Source organism: Alcaligenes sp. NLF5-7 (assembly GCF_024266725.1).
Taxonomy (GTDB): domain Bacteria; phylum Pseudomonadota; class Gammaproteobacteria; order Burkholderiales; family Burkholderiaceae_B; genus Alcaligenes; species Alcaligenes phenolicus.
In genome coordinates this window covers 1,787,476-1,804,063 of sequence record NZ_CP100755.1, presented here as the reverse complement: position 1 = coordinate 1,804,063, position 16,588 = coordinate 1,787,476, and the positions used below count along the sequence as shown (strand labels likewise).

Genomic DNA, 16,588 nt, shown 5'->3' with positions numbered 1-16,588 from the left:
TTACAGCCCGGCTGGTTTCTCGCGCAGGACTGGCGGAGCCATCCCGTCGCGGTAATCAACAGAAACCGGGGTCAGGTTGCTGGTATCTGGAACAGGCGTCATGCATGCCTTGAATGCCTCTTCGGGGAAGTCCAGCTTGGCGGCTTCTTCAGGCTGCTCCGAGTAAGGCTGGGACAGGCCAACTGCCGACACCAGACGGTGCGACAAGGTCAGCCAACGGTATTCGGCTTGTTGCAGGTCGTAAGTGGCATTGGCCAGAGCACGACGCGCATCAAACAGTTCGTTCTCCGTATCCAGCAAATCCAGCAAGGAGCGCTGACCGATCTGGAATTGCTGCATGTAAGCAACGCGGACCTTGGACGTAGCCAGTTCGTGTTGTTTCAGGAATGGCAGCTGAGCACGCAGGCGCTCGATATTGTTCCAGGCCACGGCCAGATCCTGCTGTACGTTACGGCAGGTGTAATCGCGCACGTCGCGGGCAGCGTATTGCTGAGCCGTGGTTTGACGGATGCGCGCAGCATCGGCACCACCACGGAACAGGTTGTACGACAGCATCAACTGCACGTTGCTGCTTTGCGAATCGCGGTAAGCGGAACCTGGCGGATCGCTTTTGTCCTTACCGGTAGCTGCACGCAGTTCAAGCGTAGGCGACATGCGGCCTTGAGCCACGTGTTTGCCCGACTCAGCAGCTTGATACAAGGCCTGCTTGGCCAAAATCACAGGGCTGGTGCGCAAGGATGGCAAGAAGTCGGTGGTATTGGCAGGAATCGACTCGCTCAGGCTAGGGGCTGCCTGCATGACTTCAGGAGCAGCCACACCCACAATGCGACGGTAGCGTTGCAGCACGTCGTTCAGGTTGCCAGCCTCGGTCATCATGTTGCTTTGAGCCAGGGACTGGCGGCCATAAGCTTGTTCCAGGTCCACACCACGGCCCACGCCGGATGCCGAACGTTCCTGAATCTGGCTCAGGATGTTCATGTGCATGCCGTAGTTTTCACGGGCCAGCTTTTCCATTTCGCGGTAACGCAGCACATCGATGTGGGCGTTGGCCGCTTCCAGAGCCAGGGAATCTACCGAAGCCAGCAGCTCGTAGTAGGTAGCCAGTTTTTCGTAACCCAACTGACGAACCTGGTTGATCGAGGAGAAACCATCAAAAATCAACTGACGCAGTTGCAGGCTGTAGCCGCTGCGGGACCAGTCGGTAGACGGAGCACCAGAGGTGCTGCCACGCCACTCTTTGCCAACCCAACCCTGGGCATTGACCTCGGGCAACAGGGCGCCACGGCCAACGTTCTGACCTTCAAGCGCAGACTGGAAATCCTGGAAGCGAGCACCAAGTTCAGGATTGGACATAATTGCCCGCTCAATGCTGTCCTTGAAGCTCAAGCTGTTTTCCTGCTGGGCAAGCGCTGGTTGCGCCAGCAGTAGCGCTGTCAGCAGCGCACTTACCGTTAGAGTTTTCTTACCACGCACGTCGGCCTCCGTAAGATCCTGTGCCGCGTTCGCAACAGACGTCATTACGTCAGCGTTGCAACGCATTGCCAGATCAAATTTAAGTACAAAAATGAAAGAAGAATGGGTTCGGTGTGTCGCTCAAACAAAGCGAAAGAAACACCACCCGAGGGCCCAACACCTATGTATTGCACATGGGCTTTACACCTAAGACTGGTAAGTACATCGCCAGCCGCAGCAGTATGTTCATAATGGACCGGGGCAAGACAAGGCGGAGCTACAGGCTTCTGACCTGTATTCTTGGAGCATAACCTTGTGTCTGATTGTGACTGTTTACGTGACGCATAGTGAAACTCATCACGTAGATCACGGGACAAATTGTATCTTAGATTACAAGGGGCTTCGTGGACGACAATGTTAAAAATGATAAATAGCCTGTGATAAAAAAGGCAACAATACACTGAAATTAAACGATTTCGGGCGATTAGGCGCTTAACCAATAACTGTTGCGCTTATCCCACGTGGCGCGATCGTTGGTAATAATCTACAAAAAACTTTCACCTTAATAAGCATTTAGGTTACATCAAGATGAAACCAGGTTATCAACAGGGGATAAAATTATTTTCATTGTTAAAAATATAACAATCACTCACATGCAGAATGCTGCACTTGTAACGATTTCTTATTGCAGCTTGATGTCGGCTTCCATCTCTTTTTCAGGCCTTCAAAAAGAGGTCTGAAATCAAAAACTTATAACGATTGCTTGAAGAGCTCCCTGTTTCGCGCCCGTTTGTTGCTTCTCTGAACAATCCGTTGCTGCAATATCCACCGCCCACGCTTGTCCCGTTTCTGCTCGCCCGATACCATCGAACGGTACGTATTTAGTTAGCAACACAGACAACTTGGAGGCCGTTCATGTATCAACACCTGGCCCTGTATATCAATGGTCAATTTCTGGATGGACAAGGTCGCCAGACCCAGGCCGTCATCAATCCTGCCAATGGCAGCACCTTGGGCCAACTGCCGCTGGCATCTCTGGCGGATCTGGACGCGGCTCTGAACGCCGCCCAGGACGCGTTCAAAAGCTGGCGTCACAGCTCGCCCATGGATCGCAGCGCGATCCTGCGCAAGGTCGCGGAACTGTCGCGTGAGCGCGCCCAGGAAATTGGCCGCAATCTGACACTGGATCAAGGCAAGCCCTTGGCCGAGGCGGTAGGCGAAGTCATGTCCTGCGCGGACCATGCGGATTGGCACGCCGAGGAGTGCCGCCGTATTTATGGCCGCGTCATCCCCGCCCGCAACCCCAAAGTGCAGCAAATGGTTCTGCGCGAGCCCATCGGGGTCTGCGCCGCCTTTACGCCATGGAACTTTCCCTACAACCAGGCCATTCGCAAAATCTGCGCGGCTATCGGTGCTGGGTGCACGATTATTCTGAAAGGCCCCGAGGACTCTCCCAGTGCGGTCATGGCTATTGCCCAAGCCTTTCATGATGCGGGCCTGCCTCCGGGTGTGCTGAATATTGTCTGGGGTGTGCCACAGGAGGTGTCGGACTACCTGATCCGCTCGCCCATCGTGCGTAAAGTCTCCTTTACCGGATCTGTACCTGTAGGCAAGCAACTGGCTGCACTGGCCGGTGCCCATATGAAACGCATCACCATGGAATTGGGCGGTCACTCGCCTGTGCTGGTCCTGCCTGATGCCGATGTAGCCCGCGCTGCTCGTCAGCTGGCTCGTTTCAAAATTCGCAATGCTGGTCAGGTGTGCATTTCGCCCACGCGTTTTTATATCCACGACGATATCTACACTGCATTTGTGGACCGTTTCACCGAAGAACTGGCCAATGTAAAAGTGGGCGATGGTCTGGACCCGGATACGCAAATGGGGCCCTTAGCTCACGAGCGCCGCCTGCCCATGATGCAAAAGTTTGTTGACAACGCCCGTTCTCTGGGTGGCAAAGTGTTGCTTGGAGGTGAACAGATCAAGCGCGATGGTTTCTTTTTCTCGCCCACGGTGCTGACGGATTTGCCCGACGATGCACTGGTCATGACCGAGGAGCCATTTGGCCCCATCGCCCCCTTGACGCGCTACAGCGATCTGGACGATGCCATCGCCCGTGCCAACAGTCTGCCCTACGGTTTGTCGGCCTATGCCTTTACGCAATCCTTGCAAGACGCACATCGACTGGGCACCGAACTGGAATCCGGTATGGTCAATATCAATCACTTCGGCAGTTCCCTGCCCGAGACTCCGTTTGGCGGCGTCAAGGACAGTGGCATTGGCAGCGAAGGCGGTGCAGAAACTTTTGACGGATACTTAGTCACCAAATTTGTAACCCAGATCTAAGACTGGCTCCTGGCCCCGCTTTGCGGGGCTAGGGTGAACCCCTACTGTACTAACTGCGCATTCCCGTTACATTATTCAAACACTCGTTTGAAATTAGGAAATAACGGTGAAACGCTCTGATCGGACACAGTCCGCCATTCTCGATGCAGCCGAACATCTTTTCGCGCTGTATGGCCACGAAAATACCTCCATGCGCCAGATTACGGCGCAAGCCAAGGTGAACCTGTCGGCTGTCAATTATCACTTTGGCAGTAAAGACGGACTGACACAGGCCGTGTTCCAGCGCCGCCTGAACAGCATCAATCAAGAGCGCCTGGAAAAGCTGGCGTTTTATCGCCAGCAAGCCGGTGAAGGTCCTTTGAAAGCATCCCAGGTGGTGGATGCCTTTTTTGGCCCACTGATCCGCCTGGCGGGTTCAGGCAACGGCGCCCCACGCTCGTTTATTCCTTTGCCGGGGCAGGACCGCCCGGCGCCGCAGGATTTCATTCAGTCCATCTGTTGGGACGAACAAGTCGCCATCTTCCTGCCCTTCAAGCAGGCTTTGCATGAAGCTCTGCCTACCGTGCCTGAAGAAGAAATCATCTGGCGATTCCATTTCATGCTGGGTGCCACCTCTTATGCCTTGATGGGCACCCAATCACTGCGTCGGGCTTTGCAATTACCCCTTAGCGACAGCCCGGAAAGTGAGCAACAACTGCAACAGCGCTTGATGAGTTTCCTGCTGGGTGGATTACGAGCTCCTTTACCCGCCAGCACCTGAGCTGAACGGCCCTGACCAACAAGCTACCCCAAGGTGAAGCGCCCCTCTCTTAGGGGCAGCAAGTCGAAGGTGCAGCATGAGGGGGTTTTACCGCCGGGCCGCTACCAAGGCTCGGCGCCCCCGGTAAAAAGTGCCCCCTCGGGGGCAACAAGCCGAAGGCGCAGCGTGGGGGCCTTCTTCTTTTTTTTCTGAGCTAGTCCGGAGTTGCTATGTTTGTGACCTTGCTATTGATAGTGCTAGTGCTTGGCTGCGTCTACGTTCTCAAAAACCGGAATCTACGCACCAAGTGGCTAAGCCGCCCAATCTACCGCGCCTTTTCCAGCGTTCTGCCTGCCATGTCCCAAACCGAGCGCGATGCGCTGGAAGCAGGTACGGTCTGGTGGGAAAGTGAGCTGTTTCGCGGCAAACCCAACTGGAATACCCTGAGCTCTTATCCGGCCTACCGGCTCACCGATGAAGAGCGCCAGTTCATGGACAATGAAGTCAATGTGGCTTGCGCCATGATTGACGACTGGCAAGTCAGCCAGGAGGACTTCGACATGCCTGCCGAGGTCTGGAACTACCTGAAAGAAAACCGCTTCTTCAGCCTGATTATTCCCAAGGAATACGGCGGTCGCGGTTTTTCGGCGCAAGCGCACTCGGCGGTTGTCGCCAAGCTCTCCACCCGTAACTCGGCCTTGTCCGTCTCGGTCATGGTGCCCAACTCGCTGGGCCCGGCAGAACTGCTGCTGCACTACGGTACCGACGAGCAGAAACAACACTATCTGCCCCGCCTGGCTGATGGCCGTGACATCCCCGCTTTCGCACTGACCAGCCCTTGGGCCGGTTCGGACGCCGCCTCCATTCCTGACGTAGGGATTGTCTGCAAAGGCGAATGGGAAGGTCAGGAAGTGCTGGGCATGCGCGTCACCTGGGACAAACGCTACATCACCCTGGCTCCGGTTTGCACCTTGCTGGGTCTGGCCTTCCGCCTATATGACCCGGACGGTTTGCTGGGTGGCGAAAAAGACATTGGCATTACCTGCGCCCTGGTTCCAAGCGACCACCCCGGCGTGGACACTGGCCGTCGTCACTTCCCCTTGAACGCCATGTTCATGAACGGCCCCACCCGTGGCAAAGACGTGTTCATGCCGCTGGAGTTCATCATTGGTGGCCCCGCCATGGCTGGCCAGGGCTGGCGCATGTTGATGGAATGTCTGGCTGCTGGCCGCTCCATCTCTCTACCCTCCTCCTTTACTGGCATGGCCAAGCTAACCAGCCGCGCCGTGGGCGGTTACTCCGCCGTCCGTACCCAATTTCGCAGCGCCATCAGCAAGTTTGAAGGCGTGGAAGAGGCTCTGGCCCGTATCGCAGGACACACCTACGCCATGGATGCGGCGCGCACCATGACGGCAGCCGCCGTGGACCTGGGCGAGAAACCTTCCGTGGTCTCGGCCATCGTCAAATACCATGTGACCGAGCGTGGTCGTATTGTGGTGAATGACGGTATGGATGTCATTGGTGGTAAAGGTATTTGCCTTGGCCCATCAAACTTCCTGGGCCGTGCTTACCAACAGATCCCCGTCGGTATTACGGTGGAAGGCGCCAATATTCTGACGCGCAGCCTGATCATCTTCGGTCAAGGCGCGATCCGTTGCCATCCTTTCATCCTTGAAGAGATGACAGCCGCCCTGAACCCTGACCGCGAAGCCGGTTTGCGTAAATTTGACCAGGCTTTCTGGGCGCACATCCGCTACACACTGGCCAATACAGGCCGCTCCTTCTGGCTGGGCCTGGGTGGCTGGCGCTTGCTAAGTGGCCCTACTGGCACCTCCAAGGCCATGCACACCTACTACAGCCAGGCCAGCCGTTACAGTGCTGCTTTCTCCCTGCTGGCCGATGCCTCCATGCTGGTTCTGGGTGGTTCCCTGAAAATGCGCGAGCGCCTGTCCTCGCGTCTGGGGGATGTGCTGTCCGAGCTGTACATGCTAAGCGCCGTGCTCAAGCGTTACCAAGACGAAGGTCGTCATCAGGAAGATGCACCTTTGGCCCACTGGGCGGCTCAAGACGCCTTGATGCGCGCTCAACACGCTCTGGACAAAGTACTGGAGAACTTCCCGAACCGTCCTTTGGCGGCCGTGCTGCGCTTCCTGGTCTTCCCTCTGGGTCTGCGCCGTCTGGGCCCTGATGACAAATTGGACCACACCGTTGCCAAACTTTTGACCAAGCCCGGCGCCACTCGTGATCGTCTGACTTACGACACCTACTTGCCTGACGACGATATGGAACCCGTCGGTGCGATTGAAGCGGCCCTGCTGGCTTCGCTGAACACCCGCGATATTGACGCCAAAATCCGTCAGTTCGAGAAAAGCGGTCAATTGCAGGACAACCCCAAAGCCAACGTACGCGATCTGGCCGAAGCCGTCTTTCAGGCCGGTGGCATCACGGCCCAGGAATACGAGCAAATCCAGGCCCGCGACATCGTGCGCGATCGGGTTATTGCCGTTGATGATTTTCCCTTCGATTTGCGTCGGGAAAATCCTGCCGCTGAAGCCGCCAGTGGGAGCCAAGCATGAGTTTTCAACCGGTCTATATTATTGACGGCGCACGCAGCCCGTTTCTGAAAGCGCGCAATGCGCCCGGCCCCTTCTCTGCTGGAGATCTGGCCGTGCAAACGGGTCGCGAGCTGTTGCTGCGCCAACCCTTTGAGGCCCCGCAGCTAAGCGAGGTCATCCTGGGTTGCGCCGCCCCCTCGCCCGATGAAACCAATATCGGCCGGGTTCTGGGTCTGCGTCTGGGCACAGGTCACAAAGTGCCGGGCTGGACCGTGATGCGTAACTGCGCCTCGGGTATGCAGGCACTGGACTCGGGCGTACAGGCCATTCAAACCGGCCGCTCGGATCTGGTGCTGGCCGGTGGCGTGGATGCGCTGTCTCACGCCCCCATCCTGTTCAGCGACGACATGGTGCGCTGGCTGGCCACCTGGGGCAAAGCGCGTAGCCTGGGCGCACGCCTGAAAGCGCTGCGCAGTCTGCGTCTGTCCTATCTGAAACCAGTGATCGGCCTGCTTAAAGGGCTGACTGATCCCGTCGTTGGCCTGTCCATGGGGCAGACCGCTGAAATTCTGGCGCACGAGTTTGGTATCAGCCGTCAGGATATGGACGAGTTTGCGGCCCGCAGTCACCGTCTGGCTTTGCGTGCTCAACAAGAAAACGCTTTTGAAGAAATCGTGCCGTTAAGCGACACGCGCGGTAATAACTACCCGCAAGACGATGGCGTACGCGAAGACTCCACGCCCGAGAAGCTGGCCAAGCTGCGTCCGGTCTTTGATCCACCTTGGGGCAATATCACGGCCGGCAATAGCTCCCAGGTGACCGATGGCGCTGCCCTGCTGATTCTGGCCAGCGAAGCCGCCGTCAAGGAACATCAGCTCAAACCCATTGGCCGCATTGTAGATGCGCAATGGGCTGGCCTGGACCCAGCCACCATGGGCCTGGGCCCTGTTTTCGCCGCGACGCCTATTTTGGAGCGCAACCGTCTGGCCCTAAATGGTCCGGACTTGTGGGAAATCAACGAGGCTTTTGCAGCACAGGTACTAGCATGTCGTGCTGCATGGGACAACCAGGAGTGGTGCCAAAAGCATCTGGGTCGTGATGCTTTGGGTCTGCTGGATATGGACAAGCTCAATGTGGACGGCGGCGCCATTGCGATCGGCCACCCGGTGGGTGCCTCCGGAGCGCGAATTGTGCTGCATTGCTTGAATGCCCTGCGTCGTCGCAACTTGCGCCTGGGCATGGCCGCTATTTGTATTGGCGGCGGACAAGGCGGCGCCATGCTGATCGAATCGCTGCAAGGAACTGAATCATGATGCCCGTCGCTACCCTGGATTTGCAAAACTTCACGCTGTACACGGACGATCAGCAAATTGCCTGGCTGAAAATCGATTGTGTGGGCAGCTCGGTCAATCGACTCTCGGCAGCCGTTCTACAGGAGCTGAACCAGGCGCTGGACTACCTGAGCAGCCATCCTCCTAAAGCACTGATCATTTACTCCGGCAAAGCTGCCGGTTTTATAGCCGGTGCGGACATTGACGAGTTTTCCGAACACAACAACAACCCTGAAAAGGGCTTGGCACTGGTCACACGCGGCTGGACCGTCTTCAACAAGCTGGCCAAGCAGAGCTACCCCACGTTGGCGCTGGTACAAGGCCACTGCCTGGGCGGTGGTCTGGAGCTGGCCCTGGCATGCCGTTATTGCCTGGCCGTAGATCAGGACGATACACGCCTGGCTCTGCCTGAAGTGATGCTGGGTATTTTCCCCGGTTGGGGCGGCATGTTGCGCTTGCCTGAATATATAGGCCCTGCCGCCGCCATGGACTTGATGCTGAGCGGCAAAAGCGTGGATGCTCGCAAGGCCGCCCGTCTGGGTATGGTCGATGCCTGCGTTCCTGTCCGTCTGGCCAAGCAAGCTGCTATCAAACAGGTGCTCAGTGGCAAGAAGCCGCGTCGCGCCAAGGGTCTGTCACGCCTGATGAATACCAAGCTGCTACGCCCCCTGGTTGCTAATCAGGTACGCAAGCAGTTGGCAAAGCGCGATCCCTATCAGCACTATCAGGCGCCCCGTGCCATCCTGGAGATCTGGGAAAAGCACAACGGCAATGCCTTGAAGGCTCCCGAGCTGATCGAACAAATCACCCGCTCCAACACCGCAGCCAATCTGCTGCGTGTCTTCCATTTGCAAGAGCGTCTGAAAAGCGTAGGCAAGCATTCGTCGACTCAGGAGATCAAGCATATTCACGTGGTCGGTGCTGGTGTCATGGGGGGCGATATTGCCGCCGTATGTGCGCTGAAAGGCATGCGTGTGACGCTGCAGGATCAGGACCGCAAGCGTATCGCCCAGGCACAAGGTCGTGCCGCCAAGCTGTTCCAGCGCCGTCTCAAAGACCGCAGGCTGGTACAAGCCGCCTTGGACCGATTGATCCCGGACCCGGACGGCCACGGCATCCCGTCGGCAGATCTGGTTCTGGAGGCCATCTTCGAGAACGCCGATGCCAAGCGCAGCCTGTACGCCACCATTGAGCCCTTGCTAAAGCCCGGTGCTGTGCTGGCGACAAACACCTCCAGCCTGCCTTTATCCGAGCTCAGCCTGAACCTGATCAATCCGGAACGACTGGTAGGCATTCACTTCTTTAACCCGGTCTCTCGCATGCCCTTGGTTGAAGTGGTGGAAAGCGAACTGCTGGCCCCGGAAGTGCGCAGCGTTGCCTACGCCTTTGTGAACCAGATTGGCAAGCTGCCCTTGCCCGTTAAAGACAGCCCCGGCTTTCTGGTCAATGCCGTCCTGGCTCCCTATATGTTGGAAGCCATGCGCTGCGTGGACGAGGGGCTTGACCCGTCCACCGTGGACAAAGCCATGGTGCAGTTCGGCATGCCGATGGGACCACTGGAATTGGCCGATACCGTAGGCCTGGATATTGCGCGTGATGCAGGTGCCCAATTAAGCCAGCAAACCGCCATGCCAGCCTGCCTGAAAACCCATCTGGATCGTCAGGAACTGGGCCGTAAAACCGGCCAGGGTTTTTACACGTGGAAAGATGGCAAAGCCCAGAAATCTCCTGCGGGAACAGTCCCAAGCGGTCTGGCAGATCGCTTGATTAAACCGCTGATCGAACAGACCGAACACCAGGTTCGCATCGGTGTTGTGGAGAACGACGATCTGGCCGATGCAGGCGTGATTTTCGGTACCGGCTTTGCCCCATTCAGAGGGGGCCCTCTGCATTACAAAGCAACACAAAAACAACGCAATTAGTTCGGATTGGCACAAATACCTATACGCCGATTGGCCTAGGTCATGCACCATAGAAAACAAACAGGTGTTTTAAAACTTGTCATAAGCCTCTGTCAGACGTCGCACCTATACCTTGGAGAAGAGACATGAAAAAGACGGTTGTAGCTTTGCGTACCATCCCCGCCTTGCTGATTCCTCTAGGAATGAGCATGGGAATGGGTCAAGCCCATGCGGCTGGTTTTAACTTGCTCGAACAGAATGCGAGCGGCCTGGGCAATGCCTACGCAGGCTCGGCCGCCATTGGTGACAATGCCAGCACGATCTACTTCAACCCGGCCGGCATGACCTTGTTGCCCGAGACCAACTTCTCGGCAGGTTTTAACGCGATTAAACCTACCTTCAAGTTCTCCGATAAAGGCAGTACCGACCCCCTGGCCCTGACAGGTGGCGCCAGCCGTCCCGCTACTGGCGGCTCAGGTGGTGATGCCGGTAAAGTCGCCGCCGTTCCCAATATTTATCTGTCCCATCAGCTCTCGCCCAAGTGGTGGGTGGGCCTGGGTATTGGTGTCCCGTTTGGTCTGACAACTGAATATGACGAAGGCTGGGTTGGCCGTTACCACTCTGAAAAATTTGCCATTGAAACCATCAACGTCAACCCGTCGGTGGCTTACAAAGTCAACGATCAGTTGTCCTTCGGTGTGGGTGTGAACTGGCTGCACATTGATGCGGACTACCGTCTGGCTACCCCGGTTGGTTATCACCCGGCTTTGGGTCCACTGGACATGGACACCCGCGTCAAGATGAAGGGCGACGCCTGGGGCTGGAATGCCGGTTTGCTGTACCAAATTACCCCCAGCACTCGTTTGGGCGTTTCCTATCGCTCGCAAATCAAGATCACGGCTGATGGCGACACCAAACTGCGTAACCGCAACGTGCCGGCTGGCATTCCTGCCCCCAACATCAATTGGGACGCAGAAGCCACCATCAAGCTGCCTGACACCGCCATTGTCAGCTTGGTGCACGACCTGAACTCGCGCTGGCAATTGCTGGCCGATGTGTCCTGGACAGGCTGGAGCAGCATCCCGCGTCTGACCATTGAAAACAGCGGCCCCGGTGCCAAGGATTCCGGTCTGGAACTGAAGTTCAAGGACGCATGGCGCGTCGCCCTGGGTGCGAACTACCACTACAACGAGCAGTGGACCTTCAAGGGTGGTATTGCTTGGGACCAATCCCCCGTTCGCGACAAGAACTACCGCCCAACCGCCCTGCCTGACAGCGATCGTTACTGGGTGTCCCTGGGTGCTCAGTATCGTGCCAGCAAGAACGCCACCTGGGATATCGGCTACACCCACTTGTTCCTGAAAAATACCGACATGAACAACAACACGGATCTGAAAGGTCGTGGTCTGACACGCGGTACCTACAAAAACAGTGGCGACATCCTGGGCGTGCAGTTCAGCTATCGCTTCTAAGGATGCACTATGGCCCGCAGTCGCCGCATGGAGCTGCTCGCACGCCTACCCCCCACATGGCGTGCGCGCTTTTTGCAGCTGGGCTTTAACTGGCACCCCGCCTTCCGGGCAACCGGCGGGCGGGTCCACAAAGTTTCAGCGAACTTGCAACACATCGTCGTACGCCTGCCATTGCGTCGTCGCACTCGCAACATCAATGGCTCTTTATTTGGCGGCTCCCTGTTTGCCATTACAGACGGCGTGCACGCCACCATGCTTCTGGCTGGGCTGCAACGCCATGTGATTGTCTGGGACAAGAATGCAGAGATTCAGTATCGCCGCCCCGGCTACCAAACTCTGTACGCCAATTTTCAAATCAATCCAGATGAACTGGACGCAATACGAGGACAGCTAGACCAATACCACGAGGCTGAAGCCACATTTACCGTGCAGATCCAGGACCCCGAAGGCCAGATCTACACCACGGTGGAACGCACCATCTATATCGCCGACGCCCACTTCTACAAGCAGAAATCACAATCACGCTAATTTGCCGGAGGACCGCTTCATGTTTACCCCCCGCTGTGCCGCCCTGATTTTAAGTCTGTCCCTGGGGCTACCCGCCGCCCAGGCCGCTACTGTTGCGAATGTCACCGTGCCAGACACGGTCACCGTCGAGCAGCAAAGCCTGAAACTGAATGGGGCAGGCCTGCGCAAGAAAGTTGTTTTTGATGTGTACGTTGCCGCCCTGTATACCGCTTCACCTTCCCAGGATGCTGAAGCCATTATTCAATCCCCCGGACCGCATCAAATCCGACTGGTCCTCAAACGCGACCTGGATGCCCAAACCCTGATCGATGCCCTGAAAGACGGCATTCACAGCAACCTGACTGATCCTGAAAAACAAGAACTGGACCCCGTCATCAAGCAATTTGAAGACTTGATGCGCCAGGTGGGTGAAGCCAAGGAAGGCGACGTTGTGGTGCTGGACATGCACACCCCTCAGGTCAAGATCCTGTTCAACGACAAGACGCTGGGCGAGCTCTCTCACCCTGATCTGACCCCTGCTTTGTTGAAAATCTGGCTAGGCAAGAAGCCTGCCCAAGAATCGCTCAAAAAGGCCCTGCTGGGATTGTCTTGAACCTACACGCCTCGGAGCGCTTCATGGATAAAGTCTGGCTGCAGAACTACCCCGCCGGTATTCCTGCCACTATCGAAGATCAGGCCCAGCAGTACTCGTCCTTGCTGGATGTATTTGAACAAAGTTGTACCGAGTTCGCGCAGCGCACTGCCTATATCAGCATGGGCAAACGCATGAGCTACCGCGAACTGTCGACCAATGCCCTGGCACTGGCCAGCTGGCTGCAAAGCCAAGGCGTGAAAAAAGGCGACCGTGTCGCCCTGATGATGCCCAATATGCTGCAGTACCCCATCAGTCTGTATGGGGTGTTGCGCAGCGGGGCCACCATTATCAATACCAACCCGCTGTATACGGCCCGTGAACTGCGCCACCAGCTGCAAGACAGCGGCGCGGAAACCATCATCATTGCGGAGAATTTTGCCCACGTGCTGCAGGAAATCCTGCACGAAACACCCATCAAGCGAGTCATTGTGACCAGCGTGGGGGATTGTCTGGGCGGCTTCAAGGGCTGGCTGGTCAATCAAGTGGTGCGCCACATTAAAAAAGGTGTGCCTGCCTGGTCCTTGCCTGGCTCCGTCTCTTTCAAAGCCGTACTGGCTCAAGGCCGAGGCCGCACACCGGCCCCGGTCAAGCTGACCCACGATGATATTGCCTGCCTGCAATACACCGGGGGCACGACGGGCGTTGCAAAAGGAGCCATCCTGACCCACGGCAATCTGGTTTCAAACCTGAGCCAGGCCCTGTCCTGGATTCGCCCGTATTTGAGAGAAGGCCAGATCGACTGCGTTGTTACTGCCCTGCCGCTCTACCATATCTTCGCTTTCACCGCGAACCTGCTGGTGTTTCTGCGTCTGGGTGCGGAGAACCTGTTGATCATTAACGCACGCGACATTCCCTCCATGATCAAGGACATGTCCAAGCTGCGTTTTACTGCCATTACGGGGGTGAACACGCTCTTTAATGCCATGCTGAACAATGCCGAGTTCCGCAAGCTGGATTTCTCCTCGCTACGTTTTACATTGGGTGGCGGTATGGCAGTGCAGGAAGTGGTCGCCAAGCGCTGGCTGGAAGCAACCGGCAAACCTCTGGCCCAGGCTTATGGACTGACTGAAACTTCACCAGCAGCCACGATCAATCCGCTGGATAAAAAAGAGTTCACTGGCTCAATCGGGCTGCCCGTTCCTTCTACCGACATACGCATACGCGACGAAAACCAGAACGACCTGCCGTTGGGCAAAACGGGCGAGCTATGCATTCGCGGGCCGCAAGTTACTCCCGGCTACTGGCAACGTCCCGATGAAACCGCCAAGGTCTTTGATCGCGACGGCTTTTTACGCACGGGCGACATTGGCTATATGGACGAGCAAGGTTATGTCTTCCTGCTGGATCGCAAGAAAGACATGATTCTGGTCTCGGGCTTTAACGTCTACCCCAATGAGGTGGAAGCCGTCGCCGCCCAGCACCCGGATATTGTCGAGGCCGCTGCCGTCGGTGTACCGGATGAAAAAGCAGGCGAAATCGTCAAGCTCTACGTCATCAGCCGCAATCCCGATTTGACGGAAAAAGACGTAATAGCCTTCTGCCGCAAGAACCTGACCGGCTACAAGGCCCCGCGCATTGTCGAGTTCCGCGACGACTTGCCACGTACCAACGTAGGCAAAATCCTGCGTCGGGAACTGCGTCCATAACACGTATTTCGCACGCGCTTAGACCAAGATGAAAGGGGCTTATGCCCCTTTTTCATTAACCGGAGTATTCATAAACAAATAAGAATCGGATCGTTCGTAGCCCTGATACCGCTCTTTAGAATGGGACAAACTATTTATATAAGCGAGTGTCAGAATGCACGCCCTGTCCCGCCTCTCGGAGTCCAATCGCACGGCGATTGCTCAAATTACCGACGAGCTCGATCCGCTGTCCCTGAACTGGCTGTCCGGCTATCTCGCGGGTGTCGCGCAAGTGCGCCACACCGGCCTTCCCGCTCAAGCGCCTGTTTCTCCTGAACTGTCGTTGGTGCCCGCCGCCGCTGCGCCCGCCCAACGACCTGCCACCATTGTGTTTGGCAGTCAGACAGGCAATGCCCAACGCGTCGCCGAAGCCTTTGCCCAGCGTTGTGAAGCGGCCGGCATCCCCGTGCGCCTGCTGCGCGCCGACCGCTACCCCACGCGCGAGCTGAAAGAAGAACGTCTGCTCTACGTCATTATCAGCACCCAGGGTGAAGGCGATCCGCCAGACGATTCCATCGCGTTTTTCGAGTTCCTGTCCGGTGCCCGTGCCCCCAAGCTGCCCGCACTGAAATTCGGTGTGCTGGGCCTGGGAGATTCCAGCTATCCCCTGTTCTGTGGGATCGCGGAAAAGATTAATCAACGCCTGCTGGCTCTGGGTGCGGAACGCATTCTGGACGCGGGGCTGGCTGATCTGGATATTGATACGGTTGCCGCCCCCTGGCAGGACAAAGCCTTTGGTTTTCTGGAAACAGATCACCAGGCCCACGCCGCTGCGGCCGTTCCTGCCGCCCAATCCAGCAACGTTACGGTGCTGGAAACCCAGACCCGCAGCAGCTTCACCCGCGACAATCCATTCCGGGCCACCGTGCTGCAAAGCCAAAGCATTACGGGCCGCGACAGCACCCGCAACATCTATCACTACGAGTTGTCGCTGGAAGGCAGTGGCCTGAAGTACCAACCCGGTGATGCATTGGGTGTCTGGCCTACACAAAACGCCAAACTGGTCGAAGCGGTTATCCAGACGTTGAAGCTGGACCCGCAAGAGACCGTCACCATTCAGGACAAGTCGCACACGCTGCAAGAATGGCTTAGCCACTACCGCGAGCTGACGCAACTGACCAAACCTTTCCTGGTGGAACTGGCCAAGCGCAATAGCGATGCCGTGCTACAGACAGCCGTAAGCCCAGAGGGTTTGAGCACTTTGCAAGAGCTGCTGAAAACCCATCAAGTGCTGGACGTACTGGAACGCTTCCCGGCCACCTGGAGCGCTGCCGAGCTGGTACAAGCCTTGCGCCCTCTGGCACCCCGCATGTACTCCATCGCCTCCAGCCAGTCCGAGGTGGACGAAGAAGTACATCTGACCGTGGCCAATGTGCACTACCAGTTCAACGAGCAGGATCGTTGGGGCGTGGCTTCCGACTATCTGGCCCGCCTGAACGAAGGCGATACCGTGCCTGTCTTTATCGACCCCAATACACGCTTCCGCCTGCCTGAAGATACCAGTCGTGACGTGATCATGATTGGTCCCGGCACCGGCGTTGCCCCTTTCCGTGCCTTTGTGCAGGAGCGCAGCGTGCAGGGTGGTGAAGGCCGCAACTGGCTGTTCTTTGGCAACCCGCACTTTCACTCCGATTTCCTCTACCAGACCGAATGGCAACGTGCCTTGCAGGACGGTCAGTTGCAACACCTGGATCTGGCCTTCTCGCGCGATCAGGAAAACAAGGTTTACGTCCAGCACCGCTTGCTGGAAAAAGCAGCCGAGGTCTATGCCTGGATTCAGGGCGGCGCCCACATTTATGTGTGCGGTGATGCCAATCAGATGGCCAAGGACGTACACCAGACCCTGCAGGAAATTGCCCGCCAGGAAGGTGGATTGGACGCAGACCAGGCTCGCAGCTGGTTGGAAGAACTCTCGGCGCAGGGCCGCTACGCCCGCGACGTTTACTGA

The 16,588-nt window shown here is 57.0% G+C and carries 11 protein-coding genes; 10 read left to right on the top strand and 1 reads right to left on the bottom strand.

The features are described 5' to 3' along the window. A complete protein-coding gene (locus tag MID00_RS08410) occupies positions 1 to 1,473 on the bottom strand; it encodes a TolC family outer membrane protein (protein WP_254500168.1) in 1,473 nt (490 codons plus the stop codon). Between the two features lie 894 nt (positions 1,474 to 2,367). Here MID00_RS08410 and MID00_RS08405 point away from each other — a divergent pair. The 10 genes from MID00_RS08405 to MID00_RS08360 all read left to right on the top strand — a co-directional run bounded on the left by MID00_RS08405 (position 2,368) and on the right by MID00_RS08360 (position 16,588). Then, a complete protein-coding gene (locus tag MID00_RS08405; RefSeq protein ID WP_254500167.1) occupies positions 2,368 to 3,795 on the top strand; it encodes an NAD-dependent succinate-semialdehyde dehydrogenase in 1,428 nt (475 codons plus the stop codon). A gap of 100 nt (positions 3,796 to 3,895) precedes the next feature. Further along, a complete protein-coding gene (locus tag MID00_RS08400) occupies positions 3,896 to 4,555 on the top strand; it encodes a TetR/AcrR family transcriptional regulator (protein ID WP_164837990.1) in 660 nt (219 codons plus the stop codon). Between the two features lie 209 nt (positions 4,556 to 4,764). Continuing rightward, on the top strand, positions 4,765 to 7,110 hold the full coding sequence (locus tag MID00_RS08395) for an acyl-CoA dehydrogenase (protein ID WP_022983328.1): 2,346 nt from the start codon (positions 4,765 to 4,767) through the stop codon (positions 7,108 to 7,110). Next, positions 7,107 to 8,402 carry an acetyl-CoA C-acetyltransferase gene (locus tag MID00_RS08390; RefSeq protein WP_022983329.1) on the top strand — a complete coding sequence of 432 codons (1,296 nt, stop codon included), beginning with the start codon at positions 7,107 to 7,109 and terminating at the stop codon, positions 8,400 to 8,402. The genes MID00_RS08395 and MID00_RS08390 overlap by 4 nt, the downstream gene beginning before the upstream one ends. After that, the gene (locus MID00_RS08385) at positions 8,399 to 10,342 is read left to right on the top strand and encodes a 3-hydroxyacyl-CoA dehydrogenase NAD-binding domain-containing protein (protein ID WP_254500166.1); all 1,944 of its coding nucleotides are present in this window, start codon (positions 8,399 to 8,401) and stop codon (positions 10,340 to 10,342) included. The genes MID00_RS08390 and MID00_RS08385 overlap by 4 nt, the downstream gene beginning before the upstream one ends. A 125-nt stretch (positions 10,343 to 10,467) precedes the next feature. Beyond that, positions 10,468 to 11,793 (top strand): OmpP1/FadL family transporter, encoded by a 1,326-nt coding sequence (locus MID00_RS08380; RefSeq protein ID WP_137431141.1) that lies wholly within the window; start codon positions 10,468 to 10,470, stop codon positions 11,791 to 11,793. Between the two features lie 9 nt (positions 11,794 to 11,802). Further along, positions 11,803 to 12,321 (top strand): DUF4442 domain-containing protein, encoded by a 519-nt coding sequence (locus MID00_RS08375; RefSeq protein WP_026484839.1) that lies wholly within the window; start codon positions 11,803 to 11,805, stop codon positions 12,319 to 12,321. 19 nt (positions 12,322 to 12,340) lie between these two features. Further along, positions 12,341 to 12,913: a chalcone isomerase family protein gene (locus MID00_RS08370; protein WP_026484838.1), complete on the top strand. Its 573-nt coding sequence runs from the start codon at positions 12,341 to 12,343 to the stop codon at positions 12,911 to 12,913. A 23-nt stretch (positions 12,914 to 12,936) separates the two neighbouring features. Continuing rightward, a complete protein-coding gene (locus MID00_RS08365) occupies positions 12,937 to 14,601 on the top strand; it encodes an AMP-binding protein (RefSeq protein WP_254500165.1) in 1,665 nt (554 codons plus the stop codon). A 154-nt stretch (positions 14,602 to 14,755) separates the two neighbouring features. Next, on the top strand, positions 14,756 to 16,588 hold the full coding sequence (locus tag MID00_RS08360) for an assimilatory sulfite reductase (NADPH) flavoprotein subunit (RefSeq protein WP_254500164.1): 1,833 nt from the start codon (positions 14,756 to 14,758) through the stop codon (positions 16,586 to 16,588).

What these genes read in the sequence shown, in the direction of transcription:
- MID00_RS08405 (WP_254500167.1), top strand. Translation starts at nt 2,368, where the DNA reads ATGTATCAACACCTGGCCCTGTATATCAATGGTCAATTTCTGGATGGA.
- MID00_RS08395 (WP_022983328.1), top strand. Translation starts at nt 4,765, where the DNA reads ATGTTTGTGACCTTGCTATTGATAGTGCTAGTGCTTGGCTGCGTCTAC.
- MID00_RS08390 (WP_022983329.1), top strand. Translation starts at nt 7,107, where the DNA reads ATGAGTTTTCAACCGGTCTATATTATTGACGGCGCACGCAGCCCGTTT.
- MID00_RS08385 (WP_254500166.1), top strand. Translation starts at nt 8,399, where the DNA reads ATGATGCCCGTCGCTACCCTGGATTTGCAAAACTTCACGCTGTACACG.
- MID00_RS08380 (WP_137431141.1), top strand. Translation starts at nt 10,468, where the DNA reads ATGAAAAAGACGGTTGTAGCTTTGCGTACCATCCCCGCCTTGCTGATT.
- MID00_RS08375 (WP_026484839.1), top strand. Translation starts at nt 11,803, where the DNA reads ATGGCCCGCAGTCGCCGCATGGAGCTGCTCGCACGCCTACCCCCCACA.
- MID00_RS08370 (WP_026484838.1), top strand. Translation starts at nt 12,341, where the DNA reads ATGTTTACCCCCCGCTGTGCCGCCCTGATTTTAAGTCTGTCCCTGGGG.
- MID00_RS08365 (WP_254500165.1), top strand. Translation starts at nt 12,937, where the DNA reads ATGGATAAAGTCTGGCTGCAGAACTACCCCGCCGGTATTCCTGCCACT.
- MID00_RS08360 (WP_254500164.1), top strand. Translation starts at nt 14,756, where the DNA reads ATGCACGCCCTGTCCCGCCTCTCGGAGTCCAATCGCACGGCGATTGCT.